Raw genomic sequence first — 12,128 nt, 5'->3', positions numbered from 1 at the left:
ATCAGAAAAAAACAGCCTTGCCTAATAATTAGGTCTGGCTGTTTTTTGTAAGGGAATAAAATTTAAGAAATACGTCAGCTTCGATTGATGGCATTGGTTTGGAAATGATATACCCTTGTGCATGATGACAGCCGTATTCTTGCAATAGCTTTAATTGCTCAAATGTTTCTACGCCTTCAGCTACCGTTGTTAAAGACAATCCTTCACACATCATGATAATCGCTTTTATAATGGCTGCATCACTCGTATTAAAGTAATCCTCACTTAAGTGACGAATAAAGCTCTGATCAATTTTTAACGAGTCGACTGGCAGATCTTTTAAATAACTTAAAGAGCTGTAACCTGTTCCAAAATCATCGATCGACAGTTTTACGCCAAGTTCTCGAAGTTCCTCCATGATGCTGATGCTGTACTCTACATTATGAATCATTGTACTCTCAGTTAATTCAAGGTTTAAACAATGCGCTGGTATTCCCGTCAATTCCAGTACTTCTTTTACTTCATATACGAAGGATAGCCGCTGAAATTGTCTGCTTGATACATTTACAGAAATCGATAAATGATCTTTATCTTCATCATGCCATTGTTTAAGCTGTTTACAGGATTCAAAGAGAACAAATCGTCCAATTTCATCAATGAGCCCAATCTCCTCTGCAAGCGGAATAAACTGCATAGGCGAAATAAGACCAAGTTCCGGGTGCTGCCAGCGAATCAGCGCTTCAAATCCAATGATCTTTTCGGTTTTCATACAGATTTGCGGCTGAAAAAAAGGAAGCAATTCACCTTTTTGAATCGCTTTGCGAAGAAAACCTTCTAATCTTAAACGCTCTAGACTGAAAGCGTTCATTTCACCTGTAAAGAATTCTCTTTTCCCAAATCCCTTTTCTTTAGCTTTATGTACGGCGATATCTGCGTTTTTTAATAAAACATCTGTATTCAAGGTGTCATCCGGATAAATGCTGATTCCGATCGATGCACTTACGGTATACTCTTCTCCATCTAAATAGATCGGCATTTTTAATGCTTCTGTTATCCGTTCTGTCGTTTCTATGATTTCACCTGGTTTATTCAGTGAAGGTAAGATGAGCGCGAATACATCTCCGGTAAATCGGCATAACAAATCGTGGTTTTTCGTTGCCTTTCTTAATTGCTTGCTCACATGCTTCAGCACAACATCACCAATATGGTGGCCGAGACTTTCATTTATAATTTTAAAACGGTCCAGATCGATAAACATAACGGCGAGCTTCTGATTGTTTCGGTCGCTTTCTTCCAGCAGTTCATGAAGTCTTTTTTCAAACAAACTTCTATTAGGCAATCCGGTAAGCGAATCATGAAAAGCTAGTCGTTCCATCTTTTCTTCCGCTTTTTTCTGCCACGTAATATTTTTTCCGATTCCATAAATCCCTACTACTTTTTGGTTAACAACAATCGGTATATTCGTTATGCTGCAAACTACATTTTTGCCATCTTTTTTAAGAATGGTCATTACAAAAGTTTGAGGTTTTTCATGAATTGCCAGCTTGAAGTGTTCAATAACCTGTTTATGATTTTCTGGACAAACAAACTTTAATGCATGCGATTTCATCATTTCTTCTTGAGAGTATCCGAGTGTTTGAACGAGTGCTGGATTGACACTGGTGATATAGCCGTTAAGATCCATCGAATAGATTAAATCAGGGTTATGCTCAAATAACGATTTGTATCTCTGTTCACTTTCTAAAAGATTGTCATTAAGCTGCTTCATCTCTTCTGTGCTTGTTTGAATTAAGTGGGATAATGCAAGCAGTTCATCGATATCCTTTGATTTTTCAGGCTTTTTTGAACTGATTCTTTTTTCGAATGTAGCATCTGCCGTTTCACTTAAAATCAACAGCGTTAAAGCATGTGATAGCAGATGAACCTGTTTGCCATCATGAAAATACTCTCCATATGTAAAGAAACCTGTAGTAGGCACAAATTGATCAATGGCAAAAAACTCTTCTTCTAACGTGCTTTTTAAAAATCTTCTTCTCGCCATGCAAGAATACATAAAAATGGATTCAGCTGGTTTATTTTGAAGATCTTTTGTTACGATATCTATCGTATTTATTAATAAACTTGCATCTCTATAACCAATTTGAAGCTGATTTCCACGCTTAACTGTTTGATGGTATGAAAAACCATTTCCATCTTCGGAAACTTTTATGGATAACGGAAAATAACTCTTGTCCTTTTTTACGATTAGAGGATATTCTGCTGCAGACTCAGGAAGGCTTTCAGCAATCTCTTTTCCTAAATATTGTGCATATAATTCATAGATAGACAACCCGTCGACTTCTAATTCTCCCCGTTCAGATACATCTGTAACAGAAAACACCTTGCCTGCTGGTTTCCACTCTGTATAAGACATCGTATTTACATATAATTCTTCACTATCAATGGCAGCAGCAACAACGCCTTTATCAAAAACACCTGTTTCCGTAAACAGGCAGATGTTTTTGAATAGCCCATTATCCCCAGCATTTCCACCTGACACAATCACTTTCGGTGCAACAGAATGAATGCCTTGCAGGAAAGAAGAACTTTCCATATACATTCCATTTCCAAAGATTAAAAGAAGCTTCGTTTTTTCGTTTATAAAGTTTTGCGCCAGGTGTTTTCCTAACTCTTCACTGTTGTTGTCTTCTAATAGCGGTATGTAAGAAGTTCGAGGAAGAGACTTTTCGAATATCGAAATTGAAATAACCGTTTCCTTGGTTGTCACACGGCCTTTTAAAACTTCCCCATCCGTTGTGACACCAATTATTTTGGCGTTCGGCAAATGAACGGTAAGCTTTTCTCTTAATCGATTTATCCATGTCTTATCAAGTCTTCCTGTGAAAACTTGTACTAACACATATTTTTGTTGTTTAAAATCATTTTCTTTAATCCATTTTTTAAACTGAATTTCATTTTTATATAAAAAGTTAAAGGTTTTCATGCTACCACCTCATTTAACAAGAACGTTCGAATATTATACTTCTATTATTATCGGTGGTCTCAGTTATTTTTTAACAGTTTAATCAGTGGTATTTTTTTACAATAAATTGTTTGGGGGGCCAGACCCCAAACAATTTATTTCCCTCTTCATTTTCCTTGATTTGTTCTGGTAGTTTCATGGATTTTAATATATGAATAAGATCCATTTGAAATTTCATTCATTTTCCACAGTATGATTTCCTTTTCTGTTAAGAAGGGAATCTTTTAAATCAAGCTCAATTTCATTGAAACAAAAAAAGACCCAAAAAGTGCGCGATCCGGCACTTTTTTGAGTCTTCGTTATCATTCTAGTTTTTAACCGCCAATTACAACGTATCCATAAAACAAGACTAATAAAAAAGTAATAAAGAAGAATACCCAATTCATGATTCGAACTTCTCCTCGTTTTCTTTGAACAAGGATGATTTCCATCAAGCCAATTAAAGTAATCCCTAGAATTCCTTTAATAATAATTGGTCCTTTATTCACAATACCTGCGTCCATTAAATAGTTTGCAAACATATGACCACCTGTTGCAAGAATCACTAAATACAAAACGCGTGTAATCATGTGAAAAATTTTCGCTTTTTTTCCTGCATTCTTTTTGTATAGCATATACGTTACAACAAAAAAGACTAATCCTAGAAACCAGGATGTTACGTGTACATGAATCATAAATATATCCTCCTATGTATAATTCTCCATAATACTATACCATGAACTGATATGAACTAGACAACTAAAAGAGATTCCCCTATAAAGAAAGCCTTTTCATTGGTATAATAGGGTTGTGAGAAATCTTGCGAATAGAGGTGTTTCCATGAAACAGACAGAAACGAAGAATACGGAAAAAGTTATTTCTAAAACGGAACAATATGGAGCTCAAAACTACCATCCGCTGCCGATCGTTATTTCGAAGGCTGAGGGTGTTTGGGTAACCGATCCTGAAGGAAACCGCTATATGGACATGTTAAGTGCATATTCAGCAGTAAACCAAGGACACCGCCACCCCAAAATCATTCAAGCTTTAAAAGATCAAGCAGACAAAGTCACGCTCACATCGCGTGCTTTCCATAACGATCAGCTTGGTGATTTTTATGAAAAAGTATCAAGTTTAACAAAAAAAGACATGGTACTGCCGATGAACACTGGTGCTGAAGCCGTTGAAACTGCGATTAAAGCCGTCCGCCGCTGGGCTTATGATGTAAAAGGTGTTGCTGAAAACCAGGCAGAAGTTATCGTGTGTGAAGGAAACTTCCACGGTCGTACAATGACAGCTGTTTCAATGTCATCTGATCCTGATTATCAGCGTGGCTTTGGTCCAATGCTTCCTGGTATTAAAGTAATTCCATATGGTGATTTAGAAGCACTAAAAGCTGCAATCACTCAAAATACAGCTGCGTTCGTTCTTGAACCGATTCAAGGGGAAGCTGGTATTGTAATTCCTCGGGATGGATTCTTAAAAGAAGCACTTGACGTATGTAAACAAGAAAACGTTCTTTTTGTAGCCGATGAAATCCAATCAGGTCTTGGACGTTCTGGAAAAATGTTCGCATGCGATTGGGAAGAAATCGAGCCAGATATGTACATTTTAGGGAAAGCACTTGGAGGCGGAGTGATGCCGATTTCTTGTGTTGCAGCTAATCGTGAAATCCTTGGCGTATTCAATCCTGGTTCACATGGTTCTACTTTCGGAGGAAACCCTCTAGCATGTGCGGTTTCAGTCGCTTCTGTTGACGTTCTAGTAGAAGAGAACTTAGTAGATCGTTCCTTAAAGCTTGGTGAATATTTCATAAACGAGCTTAAAAAGATCAACAATCCAGCGATTAAAGAAGTGCGCGGTAAGGGATTGTTTATCGGTGTCGAACTAAACGAACCAGCCCGTTCTTACTGTGAACGTTTAAAAGAACAAGGATTGCTCTGTAAAGAAACACACGAAAACGTAATCCGTTTCGCACCTCCTTTAATCATTTCAGAAGAAGATCTAGACTGGGCAATTGAGCGTATTAAGAACGTATTATCTGTTTAATGATAGGTTAAGCCGACTCGTAATTGAGCCGGCTTTTTTGTTTAGTGCAAGAGATACAAAAGAAGCAGTCATTATTGCTCCTGAGTCTGCAAGAAAGTTCTGCCGATGTGAGCTTCCTCGTAGCATGCATTAAGAAAAGAATACTCAGGTGGCTGGCGCGCTGTTCCTTCCGACATCAACACCTTATAATGCTTTCACCATACCGCCGTCGATCAACAGAGATTGACCAGTAATGTATGAATTAGCTCCTGAGCATAGGAAGACGACCATCCTCGCAAACTCTTCTGGTGTTCCATAGCGTCCGAGCGGTATTCCACTCACCACGCTTGCCTTCACATCTTCTGTAGAAACACCTTTTTTATCAGCTGCCATTTGATCCAGTTCTCCTACACGATCTGTACCGATCCGGCCAGGTCCGATCGTGTTAATCAAAATGTTGTCTTTCCCTAATTCTTGAGACAAACTTTTTGAGAGGCCATTGATCGCCGTCCGGAACGTATTTGATAAAATAAGTCCATCGATCGGCTGCTTGAATGATGATGATGCGATATTTACAATCCTGCCGCCCCCATTTTTCATCATGTTCGGCGTAACGGCACGTACTGTTCGAACGAGACTTAACAGCGTTAATTCGAACGCTCCCTGCCAATGTTCATCTTCAAAATCGTTAAACCCGCCTGCTGGAGGTCCGCCTGCATTGTTAACCAATACATCGATACTGCCAAATGTTTCAACCGTTTCTGCAACGAGCTCATCAATCTCATTTCGCTGAGTGATGTCACACTTTTTATAACGAACATTTGCACCTGTTTCGATGTTGATCGCTTCAGCTGTTTCTGAAAGCAGCTCTTCATCGCGGCTTGTCAGCATCACGTTTGCTCCTTCTTTCGCAAACTGCAAAGCACAAGCTTTTCCGAGTCCTTTGCTTGATGCAAGAACTAATACGTTTTTCCCCTTTAATCCCAAATCCATAGATGCTCACCCGATTCTATTCATATTTTTTATAAAGCTTGGTGTCAGCTGGTTTTAAAAAGATTTTCGCATATTTGTTGCTCTTGTAAGTGGTTGATTTCTGTTACAGGATGCCCGCTTTCCGCGGGGTGTTCGGTGAGCCTCCCTAGCGTCTTGCGCCTGCGGGGTCTCACCTGTCTAGCTACAGCGGCAAGCCCCTCGAGGTCAAAAGTTAAATGGTCCTGAAGCAAAAAGCGCCTTCTTAGCCCATTCCCCTTTTGCTAGTCGTGGCTGAACAAACCGCCTCCGCTTTTCGGACTGTCTAGCTACAGCGGCAATCCCCTCGAGGTCAAAAGTTTAATGGTCCTGAAGGCAAAAAGCGCCTTCTTAGCCCATTCCCCTTTTGCTTGTCGGGGCTGAACAAACCTCTTACACTTTTCGTACTGTCCCACTGATCACGCTGGAGTCTCACACCTTGCACTCTAATCAACTTTTCAATGAGGTCTCTAGAAAAAGAAGCTTTTATAAAACATAACTTACGTATTTTGTTTCTAAGTAAGCTTCCATTCCTTCAATTCCGCCTTCACGGCCAAGTCCGCTTTCTTTCATTCCGCCAAACGGTGCCTGTGCAGCTGATGGAACACCATCATTCCACCCGATGATTCCATAATCAAGACCTTCTACTACCTGTGTTCCTTTGGACAAGCTTTCCGTATATACGTAAGCTGCTAGCCCAAATGGACTTTTGTTTCCAAGCTGAATGCCTTCTTCGATCGAAGTGATCTTATGAATCGGTATGACTGGACCAAACGTTTCTTCGTTCATGATCAGCATATCTTGGTTCACGTTTTTCAGAACAGTCGGCTCATAATAATAAGCTCCGTTTTCAGCTGTGCCTTTTCCGCCAATCACACATTCTGCACCATTTGAAACGGCATTTTCAACATGTTCTGCGATTTTTTCGAATCCATCTTTGTTGATAATTGGCCCGATATCGGTTCCTTCTTCTAATCCGTTTCCGACTTTTAATTTTTTTGCTTCAGCAGCAACAAGTTCCACAAATTCGTCGTATACATTTTCTTGCACATAAACACGGTTGATACAAATACACGTCTGCCCCGCGTTACGAAACTTTGAAGCTACGACACCGGCAACTGCTTTCTTGAGATCAGCGTCATCGAGTACAATGGCCGGTGCGTGACCGCCTAGCTCCATAGATACATTTTTTACAGTTGCTGCACTTTGTTCAATCAGTTTTTTTCCAATTTCAGTGGAACCGGTAAACGTTACTTTTCTTACTTTTTCACTGTCCATGATCGCTTTTCCGATGATAGAAGAAGCGCCTGTTACGAGGTTGATAACCCCTTTAGGAAATCCTGCTTTATCGGCAAGTTCCACGAGTTTAATGGCTGTTAAAGGTGTTTCTTTAGGTGGTTTTACGATAAACGTACACCCCGCTGCCAGTGCCGGTCCTAGTTTTCTTGTAATCATAGCTGCAGGGAAGTTCCATGGTGTAATCGCTGCAACAACCCCTACCGGCTGTTTCAACACTTGCATTCTTTTATTTTGACCGCTAGAAGGAATCGTTCTTCCGTAAACGCGTTTCCCTTCTTCTGCGTACCATTTTATGAAGGAAGCAGCATATACGACTTCTCCAGCAGATTCTTTTAAAGGTTTACCCATCTCTAATGTCATCAGTTCTGCAAGTTCGTCTTTTTCTTCCATCATTAAATCATACAGCTTCATCAAATAATCAGCCCGCTCATAAGCTGTTAATTTGGACCACTGTGAAAATGCATCGTGAGCCGCATCGATCGCCGCATTCGTTTCGTCTTTTCCACATGAAGGCACAGTTCCAACTACTTCACCATTTGCAGGGTTATATACCTCTATTTTTTCAAGATCGTTTCCTGTCCAAGAACCATTAATATAAAGCAGTTTATCCATGTGAATTCCTCCTCTATGTATCTTGTAAGTTCGACTTCATTCTACTATTTCATTACGAAGTGTCCCGATTCCTTCTATTGAGATTTCAATCGTGTCCCCTCGTTTTAAAAACACGGGCGGTTTCATGCCTTTTCCTACTCCTGCAGGTGTACCTGTTGCGATAATATCTCCTGCTTCAAGTGTCATACCTTTCGACAGTTCCGCTATCATGGTAGGGATATCAAAAATAAAATCAGACGTTTTTCCGTTCTGTCTCACTTCACCATTTACTTTCGTCTGAATCGATAATTTCTCTGGATTTGGCACTTCAGAATGATGAACGATCCATGGACCCATCGGACATGTACCATCCAGACTTTTACCGATTAAAAATTGTTTGTGTCTTTGCTGCAGGTCACGAGCGGTAATGTCATTGATGATCGTGTATCCAAAAATATGATCAAAGGCATCCTCCTTAGAAATATGAATACCCTTTTTACCAATGATTAAGGCAAGTTCACCTTCATAATCTAACTGATTTGTCAGCTTATCATGACTTGGAATACCTGTATCGTGTCCGATCACAGCAGTCGGCGCTTTAGAGAACACCATAATATCCTCAGGAATATCAGCCTCGCTGCCCATTTCAATCGCATGATCGCGATAATTTTTCCCGATACAAAAAACATTCTTAGACGGCCGAGGAATCGGAGCTAATAGTTCTACTTCGTCAATTGGGTATGTAAAATCAGATGTACCATGCGTATTCAGTAAATCTTCCACGACCTTAATAAAATGCTCAGCCTGCTCAATCCCTTTTAAAAGTGTTTCTGGAAACGTTTTTTGGCTAAGTCTTGCAAGAGCGGTAAGGTTAATGATACTTTCTTCTTTTATAACACCAATAAACAAATCATCCTTATAAATAGCAGTTGCAAATTTCATTGAAATGTTAACCTCCTGTTTTTACTAGTCGTATTTATTTCTACTATAAAGTGTAGATCTTTTAGGCGTAAAGCAATATGCAATAGTGTTTTGGATAAAACTGATTTTTTACTTCTTTTTAAAATATGGTAAAATAGTGTGTCATCTAAATAACCCGAATTTTGGGTAATGGTAATGAGGTTATAAATCATGAAAACAGTACTAAGTACATTAAATGCAAAATATATACACACATGTCTGGCACTTCGCTATTTAAAAGCATACAGTCAGCCGGAATTCCCTGTCACGATCCGCGAGTTTACGATAAAAGATCCGTCTTTGAACATCGTCACTGACCTGTTTAATCAAGAGCCTGATGTTCTCGGATTCAGCTGCTACATCTGGAACATTGAAGAAACGATTAAAATCATTCAAATGTTCAAGAAAATTAAGCCTGAGACGAAGATCGTTCTTGGCGGTCCGGAAGTTTCTTATGATGTTGCTTACTGGCTTGACCGGATACATGAAGTCGATTTTATCGTCGTAAATGAAGGTGAAGAAACGTTCAAGCATTTGTTAAATGAGATTCAAAATGATGGACAGTTTAACAAAGTGGCAGGTTTAGCCTACCGTATGGAAGGTAAACCAAAAATCAACGGCCCACGTGAAAAACTGGACTTAAAAAAGGTTACCTCTCCCTTCCGCTTTGAAGAAGATGTAAAAGATCTATCTAAAAGAATCACTTATTTTGAAACGAGCCGCGGATGTCCTTACTCTTGTGCGTTCTGTTTATCTTCTATAGAAGTAGGTGTACGCTATTTTGACCCTGATGCCGTAAAAGAAGACCTGATCTTTTTAATGGATAATGGGGCAAGAATCATTAAATTCGTTGACCGCACCTTTAACATTCGACGAGATTATGCTCTCGACATGTTTTCTTTTTTGATCGAGAACCGGCGGCCAGGAGTCGTGTTCCAGTTCGAGATTACAGCAGATATCATGCGTCCTGAGGTCATTGATTATTTAAATGAACACGCACCAAAAGGACTTTTCCGGTTTGAGATCGGCGTTCAATCAACAAACGATGCTGTAAATCTTCTTGTAGAACGCAGACAAAACTTCGAGAAGCTTACCCGTACAGTTACGAACGTTCGCGACGGCGGCAAAATTGTTCAGCATTTAGATTTGATCGCTGGATTGCCTAAGGAAGATTACACGTCGTTCCGAAAAACGTTCAATGATGTTTTCGCATTCGGCATCGAAGAAGTTCAGCTTGGTTTCTTAAAGATGCTGCGTGGAACAGGGCTGCGGCTAACTGCAGAACAGCATGATTATGTTTATATGGATCATTCTCCATATGAGATTTTAGGAAATAATGTTTTATCGTTTGAGGAGATTATTCGAATTAAACAAGTAGAAGATGTACTGGAGAAATATTGGAATGATCATCGCATGGATCACACCGTAAAATATTTAATCAACCATGTGTTTGAATCACCGTTCGATTTCTTCCAAGAGTTTGGAACGTATTGGGAAACGAGAGGCTGGTCTCGAATCGGCCATCAGCTTGAAGATTTATTTAAACGACTAATTGCGTTTTTGACGGAAGCGGCGCCACATTGCCTCCCTGTTGCTGAGAGTTTAATGAAGCTAGACTATTTAGAGCGTCAGCAATTTAAACCACGTAAGCCTTGGTGGGAAAACACACAAAACAAAGAAGAGGCTTCAAAAGTGCTTACTGTTCTAGCAAATGAGCCAAATTTAATGGATGGTTTCCCCGTAATGACGGAGAAAGATCTGCATAAGCATGGATTTGTTGCTGAGACAGCAATCGATCCATTAGCAGATCAACTGAATTCAAGCGATGAGAATTCGTATTTATTAATTGCTTTATTTGATCCTAAACTGGAGAAAACGCAAATCTTCACATTAGCAAAATCTGCTCTACAAATAAAAAAGGATGCGTAACCCGCATCCTTTTTTTAATGACTGTTTTCGTATTGTTGTTTTTTATATTTTTTTCCTCTTCATTGATAAGTTGATTGGAGTGTAAGGTGCGAGACTCCTGCGGGAGAAGCGGGACAGGTGAGACACAGCAGGTGCAAAGCGCCAAGGTGGCTCACCGCACGCCCCGCGGAAAGTGAGCATCCTGTAACGGAAATCAACCACTTCCAAGTGCAACAATTTTCCGAAAACAGCTTTTTTTATTTTAATTGAAAAGCAGGTTCACCCGAAACAAATACTTTAGATGGGTTCATAACAACTGCTTCCCCTTTTTTTAGTCCTTTTTTAATCTCGACAACACCATTTTGCTTTAACCCTGTTGAAACTTCTACTTTATATAGTTTATTCTTATCAATCGTATATACATATTGCTTGCCATCATTATTAATCACTGCCTTTTGTGAAACACTCACAGCATTTGCTGATAACATTTCAGGAATGACGATATTTGCTTTCTGACCTTCCGTTAAAGCCGATTGATCTTGGGCAATTATTGAAATGATAAATTGCTGATCTTTTTTAGATGGCATTACACTTTGAACAGTACCCGTTAGTTTCTTTTTGGCAGCTGGTGTTGTAAATTGAACCTCATCCCCTGTTTTTACGATACCCGCGATAGTTCCGTTCACTTCTGCCAAGATTTCATAGTTGCCTTGACCGACAATTTCTACAATTGGTTTACCACTGTCGCTGCCATTCACTTCAGTGACTACACCATCTACTGGACTTTTAATAGAAAGCTCGTCCAGCTTTTTTTCCACCTCAAGAATTTCATCAAACAAAACCGAACTTTCTTTTTCTGCCAAGTCTACTTCAAGCTCAGCATCTGCTAATTGTTTTTGAATCATGACTTTTGTATCTGCTGAATCTTTATCTTCATCAAAACTAGAAAGTTCACTTTGCCAATTTGTGATTTCACTTGAATAATGATTTGATTTAACATCTGCAGCTTCCTTGTCTCTCTTTAAGCTTCGAAGCTCTTTTTCTATATCATTATTTTCATAACTTGCGATCGTTTGACCAGAAGTAACCGTTTCACCTTCACTTACCTGTATCTCTTTAATCGCGCCCAGTGTCGGATTATAATGAACATCAAACGTGTTCTTGGATTGAGCAAAACCTGTTACGTTCCACTCTTTAATGAAATTACGTTCTAGTGATCCAGCCGTTTTAAGTCTCGGTGCTTCTACTGCGGTTGTCTCTTCTCGACCAAACAACATAATATTCATCGTTAAAAGGAGAGCAGCGATCACTCCAGCTGAAGCCCATTTCCATTTACTCATATGTACGCTCCCCC

General features: G+C 39.5%; 8 protein-coding genes. 2 read left to right on the top strand and 6 right to left on the bottom strand.

Going from position 1 to position 12,128, the window contains the following annotated elements; translation table 11 throughout:
- Positions 1-28: 28 nt before the first annotated feature.
- The gene (locus tag J2X07_RS04540; RefSeq protein WP_310256972.1) at positions 29-2,962 is read right to left on the bottom strand and encodes a bifunctional diguanylate cyclase/phosphodiesterase; all 2,934 of its coding nucleotides are present in this window, start codon (positions 2,960-2,962) and stop codon (positions 29-31) included.
- A gap of 353 nt (positions 2,963-3,315) precedes the next feature.
- The gene (locus tag J2X07_RS04535) at positions 3,316-3,675 is read right to left on the bottom strand and encodes a YisL family protein (protein ID WP_310256969.1); all 360 of its coding nucleotides are present in this window, start codon (positions 3,673-3,675) and stop codon (positions 3,316-3,318) included.
- A 145-nt stretch (positions 3,676-3,820) separates the two neighbouring features.
- Between J2X07_RS04535 and J2X07_RS04530 the strand changes: the two genes are divergently transcribed.
- The gene (locus J2X07_RS04530; protein WP_310256967.1) at positions 3,821-5,029 is read left to right on the top strand and encodes an ornithine--oxo-acid transaminase; all 1,209 of its coding nucleotides are present in this window, start codon (positions 3,821-3,823) and stop codon (positions 5,027-5,029) included.
- Between the two features lie 183 nt (positions 5,030-5,212).
- Here J2X07_RS04530 and J2X07_RS04525 read toward each other — a convergent pair whose 3' ends face one another.
- The 3 genes from J2X07_RS04525 to J2X07_RS04515 all read right to left on the bottom strand — a co-directional run bounded on the left by J2X07_RS04525 (position 5,213) and on the right by J2X07_RS04515 (position 8,848).
- Positions 5,213-6,001 (bottom strand): SDR family oxidoreductase, encoded by a 789-nt coding sequence (locus J2X07_RS04525; protein ID WP_310256964.1) that lies wholly within the window; start codon positions 5,999-6,001, stop codon positions 5,213-5,215.
- A 501-nt stretch (positions 6,002-6,502) separates the two neighbouring features.
- Positions 6,503-7,927, bottom strand: coding sequence for an NAD-dependent succinate-semialdehyde dehydrogenase (locus J2X07_RS04520; RefSeq protein ID WP_310256961.1), 1,425 nt, complete (start codon positions 7,925-7,927; stop codon positions 6,503-6,505).
- 36 nt (positions 7,928-7,963) lie between these two features.
- Positions 7,964-8,848, bottom strand: a complete 885-nt coding sequence (locus J2X07_RS04515; protein ID WP_310256958.1) for a fumarylacetoacetate hydrolase family protein — start codon at positions 8,846-8,848, stop codon at positions 7,964-7,966.
- A gap of 189 nt (positions 8,849-9,037) precedes the next feature.
- On the opposite strand from J2X07_RS04515, the gene J2X07_RS04510 reads away from it, so the two are divergent.
- Entirely contained in the window at positions 9,038-10,795 is a 1,758-nt protein-coding gene (locus tag J2X07_RS04510) for a B12-binding domain-containing radical SAM protein (protein WP_310256955.1), read from the top strand.
- Positions 10,796-11,031: 236 nt separating this feature from the next.
- Here the strand turns inward: J2X07_RS04510 and J2X07_RS04505 are convergent, their stop codons facing one another.
- Complete coding sequence (locus J2X07_RS04505; RefSeq protein WP_310256953.1) at positions 11,032-12,114, bottom strand: efflux RND transporter periplasmic adaptor subunit; 1,083 nt, start codon at positions 12,112-12,114, stop codon at positions 11,032-11,034.
- Positions 12,115-12,128 lie beyond the last annotated feature (14 nt).

This window comes from Fictibacillus barbaricus (assembly GCF_031457135.1).
GTDB classification, from domain to species: Bacteria; Bacillota; Bacilli; order Bacillales; family Fictibacillaceae; genus Fictibacillus; species Fictibacillus barbaricus_A.
Note: the sequence above shows the minus strand (reverse complement) of the source record. Positions and strands in the feature narration are given on the sequence as shown.

Bases quoted from the DNA above. Each gene is read 5' to 3' on its own strand.
- J2X07_RS04540 (WP_310256972.1), bottom strand. From the start codon at position 2,962: ATGAAAACCTTTAACTTTTTATATAAAAATGAAATTCAGTTTAAAAAA.
- J2X07_RS04535 (WP_310256969.1), bottom strand. From the start codon at position 3,675: ATGATTCATGTACACGTAACATCCTGGTTTCTAGGATTAGTCTTTTTT.
- J2X07_RS04530 (WP_310256967.1), top strand. From the start codon at position 3,821: ATGAAACAGACAGAAACGAAGAATACGGAAAAAGTTATTTCTAAAACG.
- J2X07_RS04525 (WP_310256964.1), bottom strand. From the start codon at position 6,001: ATGGATTTGGGATTAAAGGGGAAAAACGTATTAGTTCTTGCATCAAGC.
- J2X07_RS04520 (WP_310256961.1), bottom strand. From the start codon at position 7,927: ATGGATAAACTGCTTTATATTAATGGTTCTTGGACAGGAAACGATCTT.
- J2X07_RS04515 (WP_310256958.1), bottom strand. From the start codon at position 8,848: ATGAAATTTGCAACTGCTATTTATAAGGATGATTTGTTTATTGGTGTT.
- J2X07_RS04510 (WP_310256955.1), top strand. From the start codon at position 9,038: ATGAAAACAGTACTAAGTACATTAAATGCAAAATATATACACACATGT.
- J2X07_RS04505 (WP_310256953.1), bottom strand. From the start codon at position 12,114: ATGAGTAAATGGAAATGGGCTTCAGCTGGAGTGATCGCTGCTCTCCTT.